The organism is Methanosarcina siciliae T4/M (assembly GCF_000970085.1).
In the GTDB taxonomy this organism is placed as follows: Archaea; Halobacteriota; Methanosarcinia; order Methanosarcinales; family Methanosarcinaceae; genus Methanosarcina; species Methanosarcina siciliae.
Genome location: NZ_CP009506.1, coordinates 4,734,391 through 4,759,543, shown reverse-complemented (window position 1 = coordinate 4,759,543; position 25,153 = coordinate 4,734,391). Strand labels below are relative to the sequence as shown.

Genomic DNA, 25,153 nt, shown 5'->3' with positions numbered 1-25,153 from the left:
TTTATAATCACGAGTGCATCCAATCTTTAGAACTAAATAAAAAAACAATGAGTTTAATACCTGAAATTCTATTTTTTATATTTTTTTCACTAAGTATATATATACTTTATTTAGTTGGAAGTTATCGCCATTATTTGTATTTCATATCAATCTCATTGTGTGTTGCTCTATTAGCTGTGTCAATACTTCAGGTCAAAACAAAGAAAGATGAGATCTTTCAAATATTGAAAATATTTATTATCTCTTTAAACCTTAAATATTCGATCTACTTTATGTATGCTGGTTTTAGTATGCCAGATTCATGGCGCCATGCAAAAATGAACGATTTATTATTTCATGTAGGAAGAATGGATTTACTATTTAACAATTCTCTTTTAGATCCTTTATTAGACAAAGAATATTTTTTTCCGCTTATGCACTTTCAAGTAGCTATAAACCAAATTTTACTTGGTATTAATATTAAGTCTGCTTCCAACGTTGCCTTGATAATTCCTTTAACAATTTCTTCAGTCTGTGTTTTTTTATTCGCTAAAGAGTACTTTGGCAAAAAAATAGGTCTTTTAGCCATGTTACTAATTAATATTTCTGATTATCATATATTATGGGGCTCGGCACCTCAAACAACAACTTATGGTATATGCTTATATTATTTTTTACTATTTTGTATTTTTAAGACTATTGACTCTCCAAAACCACGCTGGATTTCAGTCTCACTCTTATTAATATTTTGTCTAATATTGTCACATGCAGTTTCTTCTTTCATATTTTTGATAACTTTATTCGGATTGTTATTTGGGAATGTAATATATGGTGCACTTTTTGATAAACATCGTCGGATTTTTATCTCTCCAACTATAATGCTTATTTCTTTTGTAGGACTCATACAGCATTGGATGATAGCGTTATATCGTAAAGATGGGACTCCATTTTTTGATAAAATGATATTAACTTTCAATTACTATATTTTAGGAGGGTATAGTGGGTTCTTAAATAGACCTGAGTCTATTGCTGAATATGCAAATACATTACCTCCATTTTGTGAAAGATTTTTGGATCATCTAAGCTTGACGCTGTTTTTATTTCTTTCAATAATAGGATGTCTAATCTGGCTCTCTAAAGAATGTCGTAATAATCTAAATTTTTCACTTATTATTTGCGTATCTTTACTTTTAGGTATCACATTTGGTTTTCCACTTTTTGGATTAAGAAATATTATTCCAGATCGATGGTTTATTTTCGAATATTTTTTTCTAAGTATTATGGCATCCGTTGGTTTTTTGAGATTATCTAAATTAATTCCTAATCAAAATCACTTAAAAATCTTCACATTTTTTATATTTTTTAGTTTATCTTTTTTCATGTCTTCAAGTACTATTTCAAATTCTGATAGTCCCTCATGGCTTGAAGAATCAACAGTTTCTGAATCATTTACACTACAGGAAATCCAAGCAGGTGAAAGATTAGCTGACTATAGTACAAATATTGTGAGTGATTCTAAATACAGTTTTAATTTTTTAGATCTTTGGTTGGGAGTCAAAAAACCTCCATTTTCTATTGAAAATATTGAAACTAACGATAACCTAAATGATACAATATACATTTGGCGAAAATATACACTTTACAGACCTATAAAGGTTACAAGAAGTCTCAATAATACATATAATAGTGTGTATTCAAAAATGATATACGAGGATAAAATATTAGGAATTTCTTTCTTTAGAAATTTAGAATCACACAACAAGATATATGATAATTGTGATGTTTCCGCTTATCATCTTGCTAACGGCACTTAATTCTTTAATTCCTATCTTTGGAAAAGATCGAGAAATGAAATGCTAAGAAATGATGTAAACATAAATCATTAGCAGTAGGTTATGGAGTTTTTTGTCTTTATGCTGGTCGATTTTAGAGTAAAAATCAGTCTCAAGTTTTTTGAACCTCAAGACTAAACTTGATACCATCAACTTCTGTCAAGGCCGGTGAATAATTCCTCCTTTTGGCCGGGTTAAAATTTCCCCATTTACAATCCTTGAGAAAGCTCAAGGATCATAAATCATGCTGAAAACGGAGGAATGGCTATTGATACGAGATTTGTATTCATGAGGCTTTGGCATCAATGAAATCGCCAGACAAACAGGTTTTGACAAGAAAACTGTTAGGAAATATCTTCGGCTGAAAACCTTGCCTGAACCCCAGAAACGTCCCGGAAGAAAGAGCAAGCTTGATCCTTACAAACCTTATATACTCAAAAAACTCAAAGAAGGTCCTATACTGCTGCTCGCCTCTATCGGGAAATCAAAGAAATGGGTTTTGATGGAGGAAAAACCATCTTCAAGGACTTCGTACAAAAAGTCCGACCTCAGCAGGGAGTCCCTGCTGTACTCCGCTATGAAACAAAACCAGGTGTAAAGGCTCAGGTTGACTGGGCAGAGATGGGAACAGTTGATGTTGATGGAAAGATAAACCTACTTTCCGCACTATTTTTTCACGCATAATATTTTTCGTACTTTTCTCCCATCAGTTTCAGCACTTTAATGGTTTCCTCATCCAGATTTAATACCTTCTTTATCCTTTTTCCATCAATTTCGATCACTAATTCTGTTATTCTTCTGAACAGGAAGAATACCCATTTCATTGTTGGAATCTGTGTTTTCTTCTTAACCTGGTTTCTAATAGCTTCTTTTGCTTCTTCCAATCTTGTTCTCAGTTTCCACTCAGCTATTGAATATAACAATAAGCACAGAACCATTACCATTGCAAGTGCTTCTATTCTGGACTCTTTTTTCAGGTATACCTCAGACACTCTGAAACTCTTATCTTTAAGGAACCTGAACCCTCTTTCAACTGTTCCCTGTTCCTTATAGTATTCTAGGAGTTGATCTGGAGTCAACTCCAGATCATTGGTTGCAAGAATGAACCTTCCTAACTTTGTTCTTCTTTCCTGCACTTTCTCCTGATCATGTTTAATCTCTGCTTCTATCAGGTAGAAAGTCTGTACCTCTTCACCTTTCCTTGGTCTCCCTTTCTTGTTTTCAAGCCTGCGAGACTTAATTTTTATATCAAGACTCTCAAACTCATAAGAGTCATTCTCTTTCAACCATTGTTCAGCAGCCATTCTTGCGTCAGCTTCACAGGCAAATTCACGATTAGAAAGCTTTTTAAGGGATTTTTCTGCTGCTTCAAGCTCCTTAATGATCTTTTCTTCAAACGTCTTCTCTTCCTTTTTTTTCATTTCCTCTGAACAGAATACACCCCATAACTGTTCTACTCCACCATAACAGGATTTTGCAGAATAGCAAGAATAACGTTCATCAGAGCATGTTTTCAGAATTAAGTCGGCTATTAAGAGTTCCTTTGCTTCATTGATGGTTGCAGGAGCTCTCGATATGAAAAAAGCGTTTGTTCCTATCTCTTTCACATTATCTTCAGTATAAAATGCGCTGTCTGCAACATGGTAGACTCTTTCATCAAGATTCAGGTTCTGTGTTAGTTCCTTTATAGTTTTGATGAGAACTTTCTTGTCGGAACTGTTGCCATCTAATGCTCTTACGAAAAGAGGAATTCCTTTCTGGTCAGTAACCATGGAAATGGAAAAACGAAGTAAGTCGACTCTCTTGTCTTTTGGATGACCATAAGTAATGTTGATAGTTTTGCCATCATCGTTTTCATAGTCACCATAAACACTGAAATTAGTAGTATCTGTATGACAGAAACGATGATTGATGGGAACGTGTTTCATAGCTTGCAAAATAATGTGGTTAAAGAGTTCGGTTGCTCCGTATTCATAAATTTTATCCAAAGCTCTGCCAAAAACATCGTCATTAAGGTGTTCTGGGAGAACACCTTCTCCCAGTAACCTCTCAGTGGGTAAATTTTCAAAAAAGTCTGGAAACAGGTAAAGACGGCGCTCAGTAAATCCTAAACCGTTAATGCACATTGCTTTGATAACAGTAGAATGAGGAATGTTATGGCCACTTTTCTTGGGAAGGAGAGTGTCAATCAAATCTGAAATATCAAGCTCGTCAAATACGCCAGCAATAAGGCCATAATGACCAAGATGAGTTGTGGATTCAGAGCTAGGGGAGAGAGTCATCAAGGTAAATGAGAGAATATTTTTATAAAAAATAATTGGAAGATTTTAAAAATATAAAATCCTGAAATTTTACTGCGGAAAGTGCGATAAAGAAACTCTTTTGCTTCAACATGATTCTTGGATATTCCAGGATGAAATATGTTGAATTTACACTGGGCATAGACACTTCCACTCTTATCCAGTGTCATCTGAACGCCTTTGAGTACTTTGGAGGATTTACACCGGAGATCCTCTATGATAACATGGTGCGACGAGAAGTTATGCTATGGATTGCGGAACAATCCGCCATTCTATCCATTCAGAATGTCCCTATTCTGATGTGCATTTCTGGCAACGGATCTGTGCAAAGCTCAGAGGACAATGAGGTGTAAAACTGAACCTGACAGTTCCAAACCGCTAGGGAAAAGGACATATGGAGAACCGAAAGGTGAAGATCCGTTCGAGGGATCGTAACATAGAACATGCGAAAGCAGGTTAATACGCATGAGCCAAAATGGCATCGAAGCTTGGTTATGACATTCCGTGTTGTGTCATGACGAATGGACATATGGGCTTCCGGTCTTTAGGATCCTCCTAAGTATCCAACAACTATCTATGGCATAGAACTCGGTAAACCATTTATGGCCCTCAATGAGGTAGGAATTCCGTAAGGAAAACTGACGCCATAGATGGAAGAGGAATTGGCAAAAAGCTAATGGTTTCCTGTAATGGGGAATATAGAGGGAAAAAAAATGCCTCAATGCGAAAGCATGCCCACTTGCCATTAGTCACGAAAGCAACAGGGATTGTTTAATTATGAATGTAAGAGAACCAGAGATAACTTCGGTTACGGAACTTACAGACAAAGAACTCACTCAACAATGGAAAAATATTGATTGGAAAAGAGTGAAAGAAGTCGTTAATAACCTACAGTCTCGAATTGCAAGTGCAGCTAAGAACGGAAATTGGAAAACTGTGAACAAACTCTCCCGCCTTCTGACCCGGTCCTTTTATGCCAAACTTCTTTCGGTACGTAAAGTAACCACTAACAAGGGAAGTCGAACTCCCTGAATAGATGGCGTCATTTGGTCATCATCGGCAGATAAGATGCGTACCGCTCTACAACTAACGAACAAAGGCTATCGTGCAAAACCATTAACACGGAAGTATATTCGAAAGAAGAGCGGTAAACTACGACCTCTTAGCATACCAACTGTGTTTGACAGAGCAATGCAAACCTTGCACTCTCTGGTGTTGGGCCCAATCGAATCTGCACCAGGTGACAAAACTTCGTTTGGGTTTAAACCTTATCGTTCCACAAAAGATGCTTATGCCTACCTTCACCTCTGTTTAAGCAAGAAAGTTTCTCCTGAATGGATCGTCGAAGGTGACATTAAAGCTTGCTTTGATGAAATCAGCCATAACTGGATACTTGATAACATCCCTATGGATAAACGAATCCTTAAAGAGTTCCTAAAAGCCGGATATATCGAGAATTATCATCTGTTTCCTACCGAAAAAGGCACACCTCAAGGAGGGCCTATATCTCCAATAATTGGAAATATGTCCTTAAACGGCTTAGAAAACGCCTTAGCGATGAGATTTTACTCCAGATCAGATGGAACAATTGACAAATCTCATCAAAACAGGCACAAGGTTAATTATGTTCGTTTTGCTGATGACCTTGTGGTAACTGCTGATTCCCCGGAAACGGCTCTTGAAATAATCGATGTCATCCAAGCATTTTTAGATCCTCGTGGACTTAAGCTCAGTGAAGAAAAGACTCTTGTGACTAATATTAGTGAAGGGTTCAATTTCCTAGGATGGAACTTCAGGAAGTATAAAGGAAAACTCCTTCCGAAGCCATCTAAAGACTCTCAAAAGGAAGTTCTTAAGAAAATCCGTGACGTACTTCACAAAGCAAAAGCATGGGATCAAGACCGATTGATACAAACACTCAACCCAATCATTAGGGGATGGGCACAGTATCATAATCACGCAGTTTCTTCTGCTATCTTCAACAAACTTGATGAAATAGTCTATAACATGCTTATCTCCTGGGCGAAAAGAAGACACTCAAATAAAGGTTTCACTTGGATAACGACCAAATACTGGCATAAATCCGGTAAAAGAAAATACGTATTCTGCACAGAACTACAGACGTTGGAGAGATTCTCCAATGCCAGAATTGTTAAGCAAAGATTAGCAAGCCTTAATAAGAATCCATTTATCGACAAAGAATATTTCGAACAATGGAAATTCATAGAATACCACCGGAAGAAATGCATCACTAGCCCCAATTTTGTCCTAAACTGACACCCGAAAGGGTAGTAGTGGCTCGAGCCGGATGACGGGAAACCGTCAAGTCCGGTTCCTAGAAGACGGGGTAGGGAGTAATCCCACCCTGTTATTCGACAAACAGGTCGTCATCAAAAGAGCTTTAAAGTCATCAGATTCTGAATGGAACTCACAATTTGAGGATTTCTTCAAATGATTTGGTTTTATTCCACGTTTATGTAGACCTTACAGGCCTCAGACAAAAGGCAAGATTGAAAATACGGTAGGATACGTTAAGAGGGATTTTTTCCTTGGAAGAAGGTTTACCTCTCTTGAAGACCTGAACGGCCAAGTTCACAGGTGGTTGGAAAGGGTAAATTCAACTGTCCATGGAACAACCTATCAAATCCCTCTTGAACGCTTTAAGGAGGAGAACCTGAGCCCTCTGGGCCATGTTCTTCCTTACAAAGTTGTCCATAAGGAGACCAGAAAGGTCTCCAGAGACTGTTATATTTCGTTCCTTGGAAATCAGTATTTTGTTCCTTACAGGTTTGCAGGAAGAACTGCAGAAATTCAGATTTTTGACGGAAAATTCGAGGTCTATGTTGATTATGAGAAAGTCTATGAACACGAAATTCTTTCAGGTAATTGTAGAATTGCCAGGAAAAAGGAACATTTCCAGGGTCTTCTGAGTGAGATCCTTAAAGAGAACTCAAAATGCAAAAAAAGCTCACAGATTCCATTGAAATTCTCAGGTCCTGAAGTTGAAAAAAGGCCTCTTGATGTCTATGAAACATTTAGCCAGGGGAGTTTTGAATGAACAACTTCAGTTATGAGAGACTTCACAATAACCTGCAGTACCTGAAACTGAATACTGTTGAAGAGCTCCTTGAAAACTATCTTGAAATTGCTGCAAGGGACAACAAGACAACAATGGAAGTCCTTGATTATCTGTTTGAACAGGAAAAGAAGCACAGAGAAGCTGTTGCAATTGAGAGAAAAATGAAAAGTGCAGCATTTCCAGTGAAAAAAACGCTTGATGAATTCGATTTTGAGTTTCAGTCATCTATTGATAAAAAAGTAATCGAAGACCTTGCAACCTTGAGATTTGTTCATAACTCAGAGAATGTTGTTTTCCTTGGTCCTCCCGGCGTTGGAAAGTCTCACCTTGCAATCGCTCTTGGAATTGAAGCAGTAAAAGCAGGGATTTCGGTTTACTTTACCAATACAGGAAACCTTATTGAAAGATTGAAAACAGCAAACAGAGAAGGAATACTTGAAAAGAAACTCAGAGATTTGATGAAGTATAAAGTGTTGATAATTGATGAGATAGGATACCTCCCTTTTGATGAGGAAGGAGCTCACTGCCTATTTCAGCTGATTTCCAGACGTTATGAAAAGAGTTCAACGATCTTGAAATCAAATAAGTCGTATGGAGAATGGGGAGAGATATTCAAGGATCGTATAATAGTGGTGGCTGTACTTGATAGGATACTTCACCATTCAACGACGATCAACATCAAAGGAGAAAGTTACAGGCTTAAGGAGAGAAAAAGACAGGGTCTAAAAACAGGAAATATGTACCAGTAATTTTTTTAAAGAGTTCATGAAAAATTGAGTAAACTTTATATCAAAAGGGGGAAATTAAAACCGGCCAAAAAGGGGAAAATTAAATCGGCGTTGACAACTTCACGCCATTGAACTTTTTTGAGCAATATTGCAGAAGTATGTCCGTGTATTCTGATTCCTCTTACTCAGATTTATGAAATTTACATTCCGACCCCCCTCTTAAAAATATGATGAATTTTTCAACAACTGATTCAACTTATTCAATCCGTTGCGAACACATGATCCTGCTTTCGGCAGGTAACTTTTTTTTCGTAATATTTTTATTGATAGTGTTTTTGCTAGAAAACACATTATTCTTGATACTAGACATTATTGCAAAACGACTCATTGTTTATATATGCCGTGAGATTTGGGTCATATATTAACCAGTTTCAAACCCAACATATATTGCATAATGTTTGAAAAACGCCATCATTAAATATACTTATAATCTAATGTCGACCTGCCGAATATAGGATGATCAATAGGTTTGATGAGTTTGACTTGAATTCTACATAGTTCTAAAAAACCAAGTCTAAATTTGAGGGATCTACTGAAAAACAAAACAAGATTTGCTAAAATTTTTCAAAATTATTCTTAAATTGGTGGTATAGGTATAATTAGCAATAAACTTTATGAATAAAAAAATTAAGTTGGTTTTTTTGAGGGGGGGGTCGAAATGCAAAATGAAAAGATTTAAAACTCAAATTTTTATCTAATTTTAAAAATATTCTTTGAGTATTGTGAGTATTTCTTGAATTCGACGGCTGTATCTATCATGTAAGATGAAATTTTGTAAGGTATAAATGTAATACAATACCAAAATGTTTTTTCAAACGCGAATAGCTTTGTCCCGCATTTTTTTAACTCTTTTTTTGCCAATTGCCGATTTCCGCTTTTTATATTGCGTATTGCAGAAAGTATCTGGTATTTTGAAATACATTCAGTTAAATCATCTTGTATTTCTTTCCGAACTTCTCCTTTGTTAATAGCATTTTTTGCCGTTTTTACAAAAGGATGCTCTTCTATTTGAGAACGTAAATTGCAGGCTCTATTTGTAGCTTCTTTGTGATATATAGCTCCTATTTCACGGCTAAATGCAATAGGATATTTCAGGGCGATTCTTCCCCATAAATCATCATCTTCACCCCACCATGCCCCAATCTGAAATATTCCTACTTTTGAAAATATTTTTTTTGGGATGCATACAGCAGATGAACAAACTGGATGTTCTCCTGTGGCAACTGTCAAAAAATAACTCTGGAGTAGTCCTTCCCATGGAGCTGGCGGGACTGCATTATATCTCGCGGGTTTTAGATCCCCATTTTTTAAAATATTATATGACGTTGCATAAGCTCCAGCCTCTGGATATTTTTCTCTCAGCCTTAATACTGTTTCCAGAAAACTTGGAGTCCACTCGTCATCTGCATCTAAAAAAGCAATTAAATCCGCTTTTGACTCTTCAATCCCTTTATTCCTTGCTGCAGACACCCCTGCGTTTTCTTGTTTTATCAACCGAATCCGGGGATCTGTGAAACCTTTGACTACTTCGGCACTTTTGTCTGTTGAGCCATCATCTATGACAACTATTTCAAAGTTTTGGAAGGATTGGCCGAGGACTGAATTTAGTGAGTGGGAGATGTAAGGTTCTTTGTTGTATAATGGAATAATAACCGAGACAAGTGGCATATTATCGCTCCTTTTTAAGTTTCTATTATCATACAGCGAAATTAACCTGTGATTTTCATTAGAGTTTCACCAGCTAAAAGGGCTTCATTTTCTATCTTTGGGATGGCTGCTCTCAATTCGGATCTTATATCTTTCCCCTCATCCAACATTGATTCTATTTTTTTAGCCACAGTTTCCGGAGTTAGTTTTTCAGGGTTCAAACAATAATCTTCATGCCCGAATATATCTTTATTAATTCCTTTTGCTTTAATACTATAAGCAAAACTTAATGTTGGAACACAAGAAGAAAGAGCAGCAATTGTTGAGTGAGTCCTTGCCCCCGCAAAAAGTCTCATCTTGCTAATTATCCACTTTGTTTCTGAAGCATTATATGTTGGTGGAAGTAAAATTATTTTCTCTCTCGAAGTTTTTGCTCTTTCCTTGACTTCTTTTAAAAACAAATAATCATTTGAAATTGGAGTAGTAACATGTGGAATCAAATATATTTTATTGTCAGTTATGTTAGTAATTTCCTCTACAATCTTATTTGCTGTGTTTATCCATGATTCCATATTTCCATCGATGAAATATTTTGCCATTAAAGGACTTAGATTTATTCCGATGGAGTTCTCTTCAACCTCAATTTTTTTGTCAGACGGAGGTTCTATCGCATCCATTAAAAATGCTGGATCTGCAACTTTATACACATTGTTTTTTATTCCAATTTTGTCTAAATATTCCATTGTTGCTGGCTCTCTTGCAAAAATTCCTGTTACTTCTCGAAGGTGGTTTTTCATATATTGTTCATATTCAGGTATTTTTTCAAAAGGTCCTACTGAGGCGCCCCAGATTACTAATGGTTTTTTACGTTCCAATACAACATCGTCCAAATATGTAAATAATCTGGGAATTCCATAATCTAAAGAGTAATTATCTCCACCGATAGATAATACTGAGGTTGAATTTTCTATGTATGGAATCATTTCTTTATAGATCCAGTTTTTATACAGTTCGGGATAAGCCGTTCTGAATGGTAACCTAAGAAGCCAGTTCGGGTCAAACTTACTTTGGCGTTTATTAGCTTTTTCATGAATTATTGCCGGATCATATTCTTCCTTACATTGTTTCTCAAATTGCTCCTTATTTTGGAAAAAGCTTACACACAAAAATGAAGGGTCCTTATAGTAATGCCTCAGTATCTTTGTGGTTCCTCTTACAATTGCTTCACAGCCTCTGTTGTCATATGGACCATTTCCTGCTAATATAAAAGTCGGATTTTCGCTCATTTTTTCGTTCCCCCTACTTGAGTATTTTTTTAACTGCTTGCATAGGAAATGTAAACTTTCTAAGTAATTTGAGCTGATAAATCTGTCTAATACATGGATTCATCCTTGTCCTGAAAGTTTTTACATCCACGGGTTGATTCTGACAATTATCTAAGAAATGTTGTTTACTTTCTTCCTGCATTATTTCTTTTAACTTAATTTCTCTTTTTTTTAGGATTCCTATTTCCTTACTGGCACTCACTCTCTTTTCAGGAACTTTTTGCCCTTTTTGCTCGGCTAGGTACAAACGATAAGAAAGCTGTTTCCTTTTAAGTTCGATGACTCCCGCTTGGCTCTGTATCACTTTTGCAACTGAAATTTTACTGACATTAATTTCCGCTTTTTCTATTCCTTTCTGGATAATATTAAGAACTTCAGGTGACCTCGCAAGCACAAGGTTTGTACCCATACTATCTTTGGAATATTCCGGAAGCCAGGCATCCATAAAAGTTATATCTGCAAGTTCCGCAAACACATCATCACAATAATTGCAAGCATTGGGTGTCAACCATCTATTGAGCCAGGCTTCAGACACTCCTTCACTCCAGAATATCTTATGTTGTGAGCCATCTTCGTTTATGAATTGATAATAATAATCGTTTGCAGTTTTTTCAGAACTTTTTCCTCGATAATGAACACTTATAATTTCATTTGAATTTATACTGCCTGAGAGCGCTGCAATATATTTTGTATAATTTTTGCTCTTCATTTGACCACAAACAAGACCTATTGTGAAGGCAATCCTTTCTCTTAGCTTTCTGTTCTTCTGAGCAGCGAGTCTTAGAGCTTTTATAAAGCAAGGTAAACCAGTAATAGCATAGCGACCTGGTATTTCCTGGATTTTCTGTATTACTTCAGATATTTCAACAGGGTAATATGCAGACCCCGAAGCAGCCTTTATAGAGTTTTCATCGCTCAAAATTTCAAAACTGAATAGTTTCTCTGGATTTTTTTGGGGAGTCGGGCAGATTACATAGTCTACAATATTTTCTTTCAATAACTTTGTAAGAATCCAGGTTGCCATACCACCCGAAGCACTGCTCTGCCTGAATTCATTTGAATATCCTACATAGGAATCGAGGTAATATCCTGTTTCAGGTAGATACTTCATTCCTTCTATGCTTCCGTAAATTTTTGCTCCGATTTGCGTTTCGTTTTCATTGTTACCAAATGGGCAAACTTCCAGGCATAAACCGCAATGGGAGTCACATACCTGAACTTCAGATGGGATATATTCTCCATATTCATTATCCTGGATTCTCAGGATTTTTTGGGGGCATATTCCTGCACAGGTTCCACAGCCTACGCAGAGATTATTTTTTACTACCTCATCGATCACATTTGGCTTCAAGACTCACCCTGCTCCTTATTTTTATTGGTATAAATGACTCTAATGTTTGCCTTTCTAACGGCTTGAGTCCAAATTCCCATACAATTGATAGATAAATTGCAGTCAAAAGAATTCCACAGATTAATAATGAAATTATACCCGAAATTTGAAGATAACTCACGACCAGACTAGATACAACTCCAGTCAAAACCATAGCAACTACTCCAGGGATTATGGAATTTAAGAATGTAGTTCTGGAGATCCCAAGCACTTTTGTAGCATACCAAGGGATAAAAAGTGTATTTTTAAGCGTCAGCATAATAGCTCCTGCCAGTGCAACTCCATAATAATTCCAGCCGGTAAGGTAGGGAATTATTACTGCCAGCAAAAAATTTCCTATTCCCATAAAAAATGTTACAATACCTGGGACCCTTACTTTGTTGTATGCAACATTAATTGCAAAGAGAGGCATTACTGGAAGATTGATTGCAAGATGGGATAACATTAAAACCATCAATAGGGAGAGTTTCGCAAACTCCGGGCCTACCCACAGTGTAAGGAGTTGAGGAGCAAAACCGCATATGTAACCTATCGGTAGTGCCATAGCAAGACCTATAAGCTTTACAGCACTTTTTGATATGTTTATCAGTTCATCGATTTTTTCTTTTGCATAATATGTGAGAATTACCGGTGTAAGTATTCCCACAAGCATTCCTGCGATAGTACGCAGCATTATGCTCCATGTCAGTACGACCGAATATTCTCCACCTGCAACAGTGCCAAATAATTTATTCACAATTATTAGATCTATCTGAAGGAATAATAAGGAGCCTATTTGGTTAATTACAACCCAGCCACCCATTTCCGTAATCTCATTGACCTTAGATCTACGGAAATCCTTTATATTTACCTTTAAATTAGGATTTATTTTGCGTGAAAAGATTATAGTTAAAATAAGAGCAGCTGCAGCTCCAATTAAATAAGCCAATCCAATATAAACAAGATTTGGAGAATATAACTTGAATAATAATATTATCAGGCTTACCTGGACAAGAATATTTACAGCATTTACCAGGTTCTGGAGGTCAAGCCGGTTATAGGCAAAGAGGGAAACTCCAAAATTACTGCCCCATGCCCGCAGTAAGAATGAAAATATTACCCCGACAAAAAGGATTCTTGCAGCATTCTCTTGACTGGTAGGAATGTCAAAAAATGAAGGTGCATAATAAGAAATTAAAACTACAAAAGGAAGTATTAGTAATATAACTCCAAGAGTTCCGAAAAGAGCAGTATTGAACGTTATATTAGCTTTTTTAAACTCCTTTCTTTGTAAATCTATGGTTAAGTATCTGGATACAGACGTGTTAAGTGACTGCACTACTAGGTTTACATAACTGGTCAGGGAAGTAGCTAAAGGGACAAGTGCATAACTTGCTACACCAAGAGAATCAATAAAAAACGGTACTAGGAATAAGCCAATTATAACGTTTAATATAAAATACAGAATATTGGCAGATAGATTCTTAGGCACCTGTTTACTAAAAGTTTCTTGGGTTTCTTGGTTTTCAGTTAGATTAAGCAAATTTTTTCCTCATCATAAAATACAGATTTATTATATTCTTTGATCCATTTTTAGTTCCCGAAGATGCTTTGCTTTTTACATTCTCTTATTAAAGTTCAGTTTTTGTGACCAAGTAGCTGTTTTATGTTTTCGATTTTGTCTGTAGACTCATTATCAATGGCCGTTACTTCATTGTATCCAAGCAATCTCTCAGTAAAGTAGGAGCAGATAACACCCATCCCGCCAGTGACTATTACTTTTTTATCTTGCAAAAGATCCCCTGTTGTAAATTTGCGAAACTGTGGAAATTTTTGAATTTTGCTTATAAAATTTGCTTCTCTGTATTTCTTTTTTGATCCTCTGGATATGACCTCTTCCAAGGGCTTTGACTTCACAGCCAAGTTCGAAGTATCTTCTTATTTTTTCGTCGGATAATATCCCGAAGCAATCGATCACTGCAATAGGTCCGCCTGCCATTTTTACAACAGTTTCCGGCTCAAGAGTAAGATATTGATTATGTGGGACTGCGAAAATCAAGGCTTCTATGCCTTTAATAGCTGTTGAAAATTCAGCTTCCATTTTTAGCACACTCAGATCTTCCTGATTTCTGAAGAAACGCTTCCATGAATGGCCGGATGCTGGGTATGTGTCCTGGCTTTCCATCTCGTACCAGTGGTCTACGTAAGGGTCATGTACACGCATTTCAGCGCCCATTTCCGTAAGTTTCCTTACGACAATCTCGCTTCCGCTGTATCTGGTGTCGCCCACATCTTGCCTGTAGCTGGCTCCGCAAATCAGGACATCTGCTCCGGCAATGTACCTGTCCATGTTTCGGAGCGCATCTCTTGTGAGTTCGGCTACATGAAGGGCTCTTGTATCGTTGATATCAATCGATGTGGGGGTGATCTTGAACACTTCATCCCCGTCTTCGAAACCGAGGATGTGCTTGTATGCCCAGTAACCCAGACCTCCGTCTTTCGGAAGGCAGTAACCTCCGATTCCAGGACCCGGGAAGATCATATTGCTGTGGGTTGGCCGCATCTTTATTGCATTTATGACCTTTATGATGTCCACACCGTTTCTTTCGGAAAAGAGGCTCCATTCATTAAGGAATGCGAGTATGGTTGCACGGTATGAATTCTCAATAATTTTTGCGGTTTCGGATTCTATAGGCCTGTCCATTACAGTCAGAGGATAATCTTTTGTGTTGATAACTTCCCTCAGGAATTTTTCAACCTTTACTTTTGCTTCGTCATTGCAGCCGGCACAAACTCTCCAGAAATCGCGGACACTTGCAACATAGTCTTTTCCAGGCATAACCCTCTCATAGCTGTGTGCAAGCAAAGGGGTCGAATCGATTCCACGCTTATAAAACGCTTTTTTCAGGAGTGGAAGGGCGACGAATTCGGTCGTTCCGGGAGCAACAGTTGTTTCGATCAGGACAAGGCACTCGGGAGAGATATGTTCTCCGATTGTTTTCATGGAAGATTCGAGTGCAGCCATATCTGCTTCTCCTGTCTTGACATTTCCAAGCTCACACTTTACATAATCGCACTGAATGTCTACTACTACAACGTCCGCTAGTTTTAAGCATTCATTTGTATATGTAGCGACCAGGGTTTTTGTTTCAAGGACACAGCGCTTTATTATTTCATCTACTTCTTTGTCTTCTGATTTCACAGGAGACTGCCCTCTGTTTAGCAGGGGAATTTTCCAGTAACTGCGGGTACTTGGTCTCTGGCAACCAATTACAAATTTGCTGTAGTTCCCATTTTCGTCTTTCGTGTCTGCGATGATTGCAGCCATAACTGCTCCGACGAAACCCACTCCCATTACAACAACAATTTCTTTTCCCTCTTCACGTGCTTGATCCACGAGAATCTTAATTCTGTTAAATTCTTCATTATATTCTTCAGGTTCGGGTAATGGAAATTCTTCTCCTTCTGGGCTAATAGAATAGTCGCTAATATGAGGAGTAAAGTGTATTATTGAGCCCTGTTTATTCTGAAGGCTTTCTGGCCTAGCAACACGATTTCCAATTTGAGAAGACATACATTTTTCTCCACGAGCTTTCAATTTAAGTGCTATTTACAATTAAATTTCATCTCTGCTTCTGCATTATGAAGAGAATTATCGCAATCCTCATCTTTTACCGGATCCTTGTCAGAGAAATTTCTAAACAACTATTATTTTTTAGTAAGATACTCTCAAAGTTATTTAATTCCTTTGGTAATTTTAGACAGTCTTGTAAGTGTCTTTTTCTATGGAATATTTGCTCTATTCTGGCTGTTATTCTCAAATATATAATTATAAAGTATTCTCTAATTCATGGCTATACTTCTAAATAATTACTCTTCCCTATGAGAGTTCGGTGCAAAAGTAGAAAATTCAGGTTAAGATTCCTGAGTTAAGTTTTAGTTTAAAAAAGTGGGCTTCTTATCTTTCGATAAGTTTAAAGTTCAGCTTCTTTGAAAGTGGCCTTTAAATTCATTTGATTTTTTCATTTTGCCTTATTTCATTTTACACTGCTTTTTAATTTTTTTATTCCAGGGGATCTGCCCGTTTCTTAGCAACAATTATTTCTCCTGAGCTTTCCCCTGAGCTCTTGTTTTTGGTGCCTTGCCTGTGATGCGCTCTTACGCTTTTTCCACTTTTCCCGGGAGTTTGAATCCCTCTATTATCTCCTTTACCTGTCCATCCGTTTTCAATATGTATAGGTAATAGATACAGATCAGCAGGCCGGAGATTATAACAAGAAGAACCTGGTTTATTCCTGCAATTTTGAGAGCTATCAGAACGATTCCTGCAGGGATAAAGAGGATCAGGTTTGAGGATACTATTTTCAGGGCTCTTGAAGTCTTAACTCCTGAGTAATGCATCATTTTCAGGCACAGATACCCGTATACTATAATACCTGATACGGAGAATAGGAGAAGGGCTATACGGGCGTTTCCCAGCAGGCCTCCGATTGTAAGGGACAGGAAACGGGTCGTAAGGTTGAATATGTTATATGTGAATCCAAAATGAAGTTCTTCTACTACCAGGTATATCGCTGTTAAAGGAGATGAGATAAACCATACGAATGCCCAGAGGCTCAGGATCTGAGCATAGACTCCTGCTTCTGACCAGGCGCTCCCGAAAATCACGGTGAAGACATCGCTTCCTACAATTGTGAGAATCAATATAGGGAACATGCCTATAAGCACAAGCATTCGGAACACACTTTCCACAAGAGTACTGAGAGTACCTTCAGATGTCGCCCTTGAGGCCCTCTGGTAAAATACCTGCGAGATCGAACCGCCAATAAAACTCATGGGTAACTGAAGCAGGCGGAACCCGAGGGAGTAAAAGCCTACCACTGCAGGAGCAAAAAAAGCTGAAAGGAGAAAAGCCGGAAGCTGCCAGGATATTGAGTTCATAAGGGCGGACCAGATATCTATAAGCGGAAGTTTGCGGTGCCGTATTGCGCCTTCATATATTTTTTTCCAGCTCAGGCTCTTTGTTATCAGACGCCTGTCATCTCTCAAAATCTGCCCTCCAAGCACGAATGTCGCTATAGACTGGCCTGCAAGGCTCCCCCCTATTAAACCGGATGCAGTAGGGGTTTTTTCTACAAGTCCGAGTGTGATCTGGGTTGCGGTCGTCGAGACCGAACTGGAAACCCTTGCGAAGGAGAGCCTTTTGAAGAGTTTTGTTCTTGAGTTCCACTGGTTGAGTGCGAGAAAAAGTCCGTTTACGAACACGAATGGGGGCACAAGCCAGAGATACTTTTCGATCTGCGGGGCATTTAGTAGATCAACTATCTGGACGTGGAAGGACCAGATAACTGGTACGGTTAAACCGGTAACAGCAAGAACTGCAAGGAAACTCAAGCCTAAAAGGTTTACTGCTTCATCTTCCGATTCAGGCAGCATTATGGAATAATCGTACCTGAGGCATGAAATAACGGTTATAACGCTCGTTATGGAGATATACAGAGCCCAGACTCCAAAATCCTCCGGTCCGTAAATGCGGGTCAGAACAGGAGCTGCCAGAATCGTAAGGATCTGAGCGAAGGTTGTTCCACCTGCAAGTGTCAGAACATCTGATACAAAACCTGCCTTCTTTTTATTTTCCGATGACTTCTCTGCCGCTTTTCCTGTCTTTTTATTCATAGCCGGTACCCTTAAAAGGTCTTTATTGAAGGCCAGGCAACTGGAAATTTTTAAATATCTTGAGTGAGCGTTTAAAACTCTGCAGTTATGTCTGCTCTTTTAAGAACTATTAACTCTCAGACTTTCTAGTACCCTGATCCTTTACTTACTTTTACCCTGTTTTTTTCCCTTTCCCCATTTCTTATTACCAAATTCTACCTTATAAATTCATCCGACTCAACAGCGCCTTTTTTCCTATTTGTGGCATTCTGTACTCAAAAAATGAATAAAGTATGGTTCCTTTGCAGGTATATTTCCGGTTTTTTCCTGCTCTCCAGAGGGTTATAAATCCTCCTTCTATGGATAATGATATCTCTACGGATAAATGAATTCTTAAACCTCTAACAGAAAGCCGATGTTTGGCCACATAAATGAGAAAAAGAGATAAACATCGATTACCAATGCGATTCATCAGCCGCACTGGAAATTAGGAGTGATTCAAATATAATCTCAAAGAGTTTTGTTGCTAAAATGGTTATTGGGGGAATGTAAATGTGGATCATTTTCTAAGCTGAAATTTAGAACTTATATTTTTATCATTCCTTAAAAATCATTCTCTGACTTTTTTGTTTACACTAACTAAAAAGCTCAGGACTACTTTTCTAAACATGGGGTCTTCATTAAAAGTTACTCCATAATATATCGGGGTTATGATTGTGACCATCAAGAGCATTATGTAAAAGTTTGAGGTGAACGTTTCCACCAGAATTAACGGAGCCGCAACAATCAGGCCTATTGTCATATACCTTACAAGGATTACAAAGCTCTCTTTCTTGTCAATCCCTACAAGGTTTAGCAAATATGCGTTGTTCCAGAGCCAGAATGCAACACCGGTAAGACTAAAAAAACCCAGGGCGAACTCCGGGTCTCCGTAAGTACCTCCGATGAACAGTGCTGTTACCCTTGAGATTAAGAGAATTATACTGAAAGTAAGCCAGACCGACTGTTTGTCGTATATATTGTAGAGAGTTGAAATAGGTGAGGACAGGAAGACCAGAAATATCCAGGGCAATAGAATCCTTACATATGTTCCGGAGACAGACCAGCTTTCACCGAAGGCAAATGTGAATACCTGTTCTCCTATGATCATCAGGAGTATCATCGGGAATATCCCGATTAAGATCAGTTTTTTGTAAACCTCTTCCACAACGATCTTCATATCTCCATCCACATTTCCATTTTTGACCTCGCTAACCTTCTGGAAGAAGACCTGTCCAATGGCGTTACCGACAATCGTCATGGGCATGTTAACTACCTGATACGCAAGTGAATAGTGCCCTACGACTGTTGTCCCGTAAAAAAGTGCAAGCAAAAAAGTAGGTACCTGAGGGGAAATCGTATTTGCAATCATGGACCAGGAACTGAATAATGGGAAGTTTTTATACTGAATGGCCAGTTCTTTAATTCTTACGAGAGAGACCTTTTTCAAAATCCCAATATCATCTTTTATACTCTTGAGCATGAAAAGGTCTGCAAACACGTATCCTGCAATAACTCCGAGGAGCAGGCTCACGGGAGATACGATCCATTCTGCCAGTCCGATCTGAAACACCTTTCCCAATAAGGTGTTTGAAACTCTGGCTCCTGCTATTGTTCCAAAACGAACCCTTCTTGAAAGCCAGTAGTTCTGTACGAAAAAAAAGCCGTTAAGGAGGACTATTATTGGAAGATAAATTAAATATCTTGAAGCTCCGGCTACACTCAGTATATCATCAATATTTTTGGGAAGAAATAATATTGCAATGCCTGTCAGTAATGATATAAGGGTAACAAGTATGATACAGAGTACTACAACATTTACAGAATCTTCATCTTCTTTTGGAAGCATGATCGAGAACTGGTATGAAAAAGTAGAAAATATTGCAAGAATGCCTGATATCGAGAGAATTAGTTGAAAAACCCCAAAATCATTTGGGCTGTAAATCCTGGTGATGATGGGAATGAGGAACATGCCCAGGGCCTGTGCAACCACGCTTCCAGATACTATTTTTAGTACATTAGTAATAAAGTTAGACATGCCTTTTTCCATCTTTGAAATTTAAGTAAACACTGTTAAGGTTATCATATATGAAAGTTTTCTGTTATTTCTGTTTTTCAGTCTTTCTTCCTATTTAATCTGTTACTAAATATATTTTTCCTGTCATTCAGCGTACAAGAGCCTATACCTTCTTGAAGAGTGCTATCTGAAATGGTTAGATGGTATTACAAAGGAGTCTGTCCCAAAATCTCGTTTCTACTTAAGAAAGTTAATGAATGGGATTGCCGGATAAAGCCTTACAAGAAAGAGGAATTGCTCCTCGTTTTTTGTGGAGACAAAAAACAAGGAACACTTTTTGGTAAAAAACAAATTTATAGGTTTTTAGTGAGAGCCATAAGGCAAAATCAAAGGAGTGTCCTCAGTTTCGTCCTGAAAGTTTCCCATGCAGGTAAAACCGTCTGTCTCCATTTTGATTCTTTGTATACAGTGGCGTATTCTGTGTTTCCGTATCTCCCAATGTTTATCCGGTCCCCGTTGTCCTCTGGTTCTTTTGAGTAATCAGAGAGGGGATATCCGGCATCAATGCAAGGAGAGTACGATTGCAGGTGGTAATCATGTTTGTACTCGTTTACAAATAGCGGATCTGTATGGATATCAGCGGTTGACGTGCAGTTCTTGTAGTTCCCTCCCTTGTTTTTATACATGCAGTTATTTTCCAGTATAAAGCTGTGTGTTTCCGGGAAGTTATCAATAACTCCATAACCTGTTCCTTCCGGGCTGTACTTGCGTCTTAAAGTATTTATTATAATGTTGTTACGCACGATGGTCGTGTACTCCCCATCCGTACCATTTGGAGTAAAATCAATGTCATAACGTGAGCCGGTTGGGTACGTATACACAACAGCGGCGTTATAATTCGCATCAAACACATTGTTTTCTATGAGGGTATCATAAAACCCGCTTGTCACTATCCCACCCAGCCAATCATAAGTCCGATGTGTGCCACAGCCATAAAATATGTTGTGGTGGATATGAACATTCTGTGCCTCGGTTTTTGAGTATGGCTCCCCAAATGCTATAAGCCAGATCCCTGGCCCATACGTATCATAAATTGTATTGTTATAGATTTCAATATCATTCATCGGCCGAGCTTCGGATGTTCTAATATATTGTATCTGAATCCCAGGCCCTCCGGCATCATCCTCGAATTCGGTGTATATAGTGTTATTATAGAATTTTATATGGTTTGAGTTCCAGATTCTCAGTGCAGAATTTGTTTTACATCTCACGTTATTATTCCATGCTTCTACATTCTGACATTCGATTGCATAAAGGCCGTCATGACCAAGCTTGTAAATTCGGTTGTCGTGAAATTTTATATTTTCGCCGTCTTTTATTCTCAGTCCGTCTCCGTGGCTGTCATGCATGTACATATTACTAATATTTATATTGTCGCAATTAATGAAATGGATCAGGTTGTAGTATCCATCTCCTCTCATTTTTTCGGTATTACCTTCATAGTTTCCATCGATCTCAAATCCACTTATGGTGATGTTCTGGTTTCCGGAGCTTTTCATCTGAGTTATCAGCGGTCTTTGATGCGGCCAATCTGCGTTGTCTTTGAGCTTTATCACGGCTGTAGGGTCCCCTTTCAGGGCCGTATTGTTCCCGATGCGAATTTTGTCTGAGATCACATAAGTGTTGGGGCCTTTCAAATAAACGGTAGTGAATTCAGGATTTTCTGCCACATAAACGAGGGCTTTATTGATCTCTATCTGGTCATCTACCCCATCGCAATTGAAATCTCCTTTTCCGTCGCCTGCCACATAAACAGTCATGTCATGTGGTGCGCTGGAAGGGGTAGCTGTGCCCATTATGGTCAAAAAAATATGGATTATAATAATTATTCCAATTTTTTTCCTGTTATCACAAACATATTTTATACATTTTTCATTCATTTAATATCCCTGTACCTTTGGACATTAACCCATACAACTTGGTAAAGTTCTCTTAGAACGTATTATCAGCGAAATTCCATCAGGATATTAGTATATCTTTTAGGCATTTTTCCTGGTTTTAGTCAATATACAGATTTTTCGCGTTTTACCTGCTTTTCAGGTTCTATGACTTTGTCTTGTGTACAACACATACATATTATGCATTGGTTGCAAATGGTACAAAAATCTTATGTGTTTAAGTTTCTCCAATTATGTTAAAAGAAACCACTCTACTTGCTGATAATATTAAGATTTTAGGGCTTTATTGGCGGAAATCGGTGAAAAACTCCTTTCTTTCAATTTTTTAATAACTTAGAAAATTTTACAGGGAATAATATACTCAGAAGAGCATGCTTTTAGTAATTCTTACTGGTTTTTAGAGTCGTATCTTTTCCCTCCCGGATTCCCAATCGAGGCAAAATTCAGAATGGAGTGAGGTTGTTTGGGTTGTGAAAATATGGACAAATGGAAAAAAAGTTTCAAAGCGAACTTATTTCAGGGTAAAACACCAAGGTCTAAGGCAAAAACATTTAATATTTCATATAACAATGTGCATTTGAGGATCTTCGTTTGGTTATCTAAGCGGAGGTTTCACAATAAATCGAAAATAGGATGTGTTTTTTCAGGGAAACTATCTGGTTTAATTGACAAAAGATAAATTATCCCACAGGTTACTTACGTTACTTAAAATTACAGGTTGGTACTGCGTTGCAAAACGGTTGACGGGGTATGTAAATCAGGCATCGAAGGATGAGGGCTGAAATCTGTATTTTATACTTTCATGAGGATTTATCAGATCTTAATACTCATCTATTACATGGAGTTTTAAAATGGACGAAATTGAAGTCAGGGAATTAGCGCCGTCTGAATACGGGAAATGGGACCTGCTTGTTGAAAAAGCTTCATCGGGCACTCTCTTTCACACAAGCGATTTTCTGGGAATTTTCAGGGATGTTCTTTCAAAGGATCTAAGGATTTATGGATGTTTCAGAAATGGTGAACTTGTAGGGGGATGCCCCCTTTTTGTCAGGAACTTCAAAGGAATCCTGAAAATAGGGTCTTCTATCTCTAATATGACTCACTATAGTGGCCCCCTTATAATGGAAAGCGCAAGTTCCAAAGTGAGCAAGCGTGTTCAGGATACCCACGAAATTCTTAATTCTCTGAGAGAGTTCCTCTGCAAGCAGGGATTTGACAGTATTAATCTTGTATTTTCTCCGGGTTTTGAGGATATCAGGCCTTTTACCTGGAATGGCTGGAATTCAAGTGTACGTTATACTTATAAACTGGACCTCAAAGAAAACATTGATAATAACATCTCGAGAAAGATCCGCAGAGAGCTTAAAACCGCAGAAGAGGCAGGGCTTAAAACAAGGGTCATAAACGATCCTGATACATATTATCGCCTATTTTCCCTGGTCTACGAAAAACAGAATCTGGAACCTCCGGTTCCAAAGGAATTTTTCGAAAGGGTGTTTAAACTAATTCAGGAAAAAGATGTTGGTTACATGTTTGTTTCAGAGGCTCCTGAAGGAGAGGCCGTTGCATCCCACCTAAACCTCTATGGTAAGAAATGCACTGTCACCTGGTCTTCAGCTCTGAATCCGGCTTATGGCAGGATGGGTGCAAATTCCCTTCTCTATTATAATGAGTTTCTTGATCTGAAGTCCAGAAATTTTGAATATATGAATGTTATGGCAGCCAACGTTCCCAGGTTTGCGGATTTTATCATGGGCTTTTCCCCGAAGCTTATGCCTTTTTATATTGTGAGTTATTACAGCAAAAGATGCTCCCTGATGAGAACTTTACACGATATTGTATATGAGAAGACTGAATAATCCGAAGTTGTCCCGAAAAAGCCTAAATAGGGCTTTTTCGAAATAAAGAATTTCTGGTTGCCAATTTGCATTCGATTAGTATTACATCTCAGGTAGGTGTGAAGATGGAAAACTATGCTCTTAAGAAGTGTCGTAATCGATTGGTGGGAACTACTCAGATAATTAAACAAAGAGAAGACCTTTGGAATCTTTACACTAAAAAAGAAGAGTACAACTCTCCGTTTACCGACGAGTACGAACGATTCCCTTATTATCTTAGCAATCATAGGGATATTTTTGAACCAACTGTTTCTAAATTTTTAATCTCTAATAATCTTGAGCTGGAGTACCCTGAAAATAAAAATTTTGCGGTATGTTTTACCCATGACATTGATGTTGTTTATCCTAAAAGGATAATGTCTTCTACAAAAGCTATTATAGATAGAAAGTTTACTGATGCCTTTAAATTGCCATTTTCCAAAACTTACAGGCCCTGGAATCCATACTGGAACTTTAAGCAAATAATGGAACTGGAAGCAAAGTATGATGCAAAATCCAGTTTCTATTTTCTTTCACTGAACCCTGAGGAAGCTGACTTCAATTATAACATTAAAGACCTTGAATCCGAAATAGGCTTCATATCCGACAGTGGATGGGAAGTCGGCCTGCACGGCGGGCACGAGTCCTACAATAGCCTTACAGATATCCAGGAAAAAAAGCGCAGGCTCGAAAAAGTTCTGGGAAAAGAAGTAATCGGATACCGGAACCACTACTTGAGGTTCATAGTCCCAAACACCTGGGAATTTTTGAGCAAAGCAGGGTTCAAATACGACAGCACGTTTGGATACTCCGACTGCGCCGGGTTTCGAAACGGCATGTGTCATCCGTTCAGGCCTTATAACGTTGAAACAGAAAAAGAAATCGAGATTCTTGAAATCCCTCTAACAATCATGGATCGCACTCTTCAGGAGAACTATATGAAGCTTGGTCTTGAAAGGGCTTGGGAGCTTACAAAGCGGCTCATCGATATCGTGGAAGAGTGTAAAGGAGTAATAACAATTCTCTGGCATAACACAGAAATGCGGGGAGAAAATTTGAAATTCTATGAAAATGTGCTTAAATACTGTTCTGAGAATAATGCCTGGTTAACAAGTGGAGAAAACATCTGCAATTTCTGGGAATCATGAGTCTGTAGTTCCTGTTTCTTGTGAAATAAAAAGCATTATACTCTGATTCTTGCAAGTTCTTTCAAAGTATGTTCAATAATTCCGGAACTTTGCGAGCATATTTTTTCCTTGACATCTGCATAGAAATTAATCCTAGTGTC

Annotated in this window: 16 protein-coding genes and 3 pseudogenes; 9 read left to right on the top strand and 10 right to left on the bottom strand. The window is 38.0% G+C overall.

Annotation, left to right across the window (positions count from 1 at the left end; genetic code table 11):
• Positions 1-290: 290 nt before the first annotated feature.
• Positions 291-1,793 (top strand): glycosyltransferase family protein, encoded by a 1,503-nt coding sequence (locus MSSIT_RS19905; RefSeq protein WP_197080306.1) that lies wholly within the window; start codon positions 291-293, stop codon positions 1,791-1,793.
• Between the two features lie 319 nt (positions 1,794-2,112).
• Positions 2,113-2,471, top strand: a pseudogene (locus MSSIT_RS23790) (IS21 family transposase); the annotation flags it as partial.
• A 14-nt stretch (positions 2,472-2,485) separates the two neighbouring features.
• Here the strand turns inward: MSSIT_RS23790 and MSSIT_RS19895 are convergent.
• Positions 2,486-4,093 (bottom strand): IS1634 family transposase, encoded by a 1,608-nt coding sequence (locus MSSIT_RS19895; protein WP_048174209.1) that lies wholly within the window; start codon positions 4,091-4,093, stop codon positions 2,486-2,488.
• Between the two features lie 77 nt (positions 4,094-4,170).
• Here MSSIT_RS19895 and MSSIT_RS23785 point away from each other — a divergent pair.
• From MSSIT_RS23785 to istB, 5 genes and pseudogenes are all read left to right on the top strand, one after another.
• A pseudogene (locus tag MSSIT_RS23785) lies at positions 4,171-4,338 on the top strand (IS21 family transposase); the annotation flags it as partial.
• Positions 4,339-4,888: 550 nt separating this feature from the next.
• Positions 4,889-5,143, top strand: coding sequence for a reverse transcriptase N-terminal domain-containing protein (locus tag MSSIT_RS25140; protein ID WP_231590106.1), 255 nt, complete (start codon positions 4,889-4,891; stop codon positions 5,141-5,143).
• Positions 5,144-6,388 (top strand): group II intron reverse transcriptase/maturase, encoded by a 1,245-nt coding sequence (ltrA, locus tag MSSIT_RS19885; protein ID WP_449288714.1) that lies wholly within the window; start codon positions 5,144-5,146, stop codon positions 6,386-6,388.
• Positions 6,389-6,485: 97 nt separating this feature from the next.
• Positions 6,486-7,169 (top strand): annotated as a pseudogene (locus MSSIT_RS19880) (Mu transposase domain-containing protein); the annotation flags it as partial.
• Complete coding sequence (gene istB / locus MSSIT_RS19875) at positions 7,166-7,939, top strand: IS21-like element helper ATPase IstB (protein WP_048174208.1); 774 nt, start codon at positions 7,166-7,168, stop codon at positions 7,937-7,939. The pseudogene MSSIT_RS19880 and the gene istB, both read left to right, overlap by 4 nt.
• 729 nt (positions 7,940-8,668) lie before the next feature.
• On the opposite strand, the gene MSSIT_RS19870 is transcribed toward istB, so the two are convergent.
• From MSSIT_RS19870 to MSSIT_RS19835, 9 genes are all read right to left on the bottom strand, one after another.
• Positions 8,669-9,646 carry a glycosyltransferase family 2 protein gene (locus tag MSSIT_RS19870; protein WP_048174207.1) on the bottom strand — a complete coding sequence of 326 codons (978 nt, stop codon included), beginning with the start codon at positions 9,644-9,646 and terminating at the stop codon, positions 8,669-8,671.
• Positions 9,647-9,687: 41 nt separating this feature from the next.
• The gene (locus tag MSSIT_RS19865; RefSeq protein ID WP_048174206.1) at positions 9,688-10,911 is read right to left on the bottom strand and encodes a polysaccharide pyruvyl transferase family protein; all 1,224 of its coding nucleotides are present in this window, start codon (positions 10,909-10,911) and stop codon (positions 9,688-9,690) included.
• Between the two features lie 13 nt (positions 10,912-10,924).
• Positions 10,925-12,301, bottom strand: a complete 1,377-nt coding sequence (locus MSSIT_RS19860) for a Coenzyme F420 hydrogenase/dehydrogenase, beta subunit C-terminal domain (RefSeq protein ID WP_048174205.1) — start codon at positions 12,299-12,301, stop codon at positions 10,925-10,927.
• Positions 12,279-13,862 (bottom strand): lipopolysaccharide biosynthesis protein, encoded by a 1,584-nt coding sequence (locus tag MSSIT_RS19855; RefSeq protein WP_048174204.1) that lies wholly within the window; start codon positions 13,860-13,862, stop codon positions 12,279-12,281. The genes MSSIT_RS19860 and MSSIT_RS19855 overlap by 23 nt, the downstream gene beginning before the upstream one ends.
• A 95-nt stretch (positions 13,863-13,957) precedes the next feature.
• Positions 13,958-14,113, bottom strand: a complete 156-nt coding sequence (locus MSSIT_RS23775) for a hypothetical protein (protein WP_197080305.1) — start codon at positions 14,111-14,113, stop codon at positions 13,958-13,960.
• Positions 14,103-15,893, bottom strand: a complete 1,791-nt coding sequence (locus MSSIT_RS19850) for a nucleotide sugar dehydrogenase (RefSeq protein ID WP_082089081.1) — start codon at positions 15,891-15,893, stop codon at positions 14,103-14,105. The genes MSSIT_RS23775 and MSSIT_RS19850 overlap by 11 nt, the downstream gene beginning before the upstream one ends.
• 584 nt (positions 15,894-16,477) lie before the next feature.
• Complete coding sequence (locus MSSIT_RS19845) at positions 16,478-17,995, bottom strand: lipopolysaccharide biosynthesis protein (protein WP_048174203.1); 1,518 nt, start codon at positions 17,993-17,995, stop codon at positions 16,478-16,480.
• Between the two features lie 589 nt (positions 17,996-18,584).
• The gene (locus tag MSSIT_RS19840; RefSeq protein ID WP_048174202.1) at positions 18,585-20,051 is read right to left on the bottom strand and encodes an oligosaccharide flippase family protein; all 1,467 of its coding nucleotides are present in this window, start codon (positions 20,049-20,051) and stop codon (positions 18,585-18,587) included.
• A 365-nt stretch (positions 20,052-20,416) separates the two neighbouring features.
• Positions 20,417-21,970 carry a right-handed parallel beta-helix repeat-containing protein gene (locus MSSIT_RS19835; RefSeq protein ID WP_082089080.1) on the bottom strand — a complete coding sequence of 518 codons (1,554 nt, stop codon included), beginning with the start codon at positions 21,968-21,970 and terminating at the stop codon, positions 20,417-20,419.
• 869 nt (positions 21,971-22,839) lie between these two features.
• Here MSSIT_RS19835 and MSSIT_RS19830 point away from each other — a divergent pair.
• Together MSSIT_RS19830 and MSSIT_RS19825 are read left to right on the top strand one after the other, a co-directional pair.
• A complete protein-coding gene (locus MSSIT_RS19830; protein WP_048174201.1) occupies positions 22,840-23,847 on the top strand; it encodes a GNAT family N-acetyltransferase in 1,008 nt (335 codons plus the stop codon).
• A gap of 143 nt (positions 23,848-23,990) precedes the next feature.
• Positions 23,991-25,013: a polysaccharide deacetylase family protein gene (locus tag MSSIT_RS19825; protein ID WP_231590086.1), complete on the top strand. Its 1,023-nt coding sequence runs from the start codon at positions 23,991-23,993 to the stop codon at positions 25,011-25,013.
• Positions 25,014-25,153 lie beyond the last annotated feature (140 nt).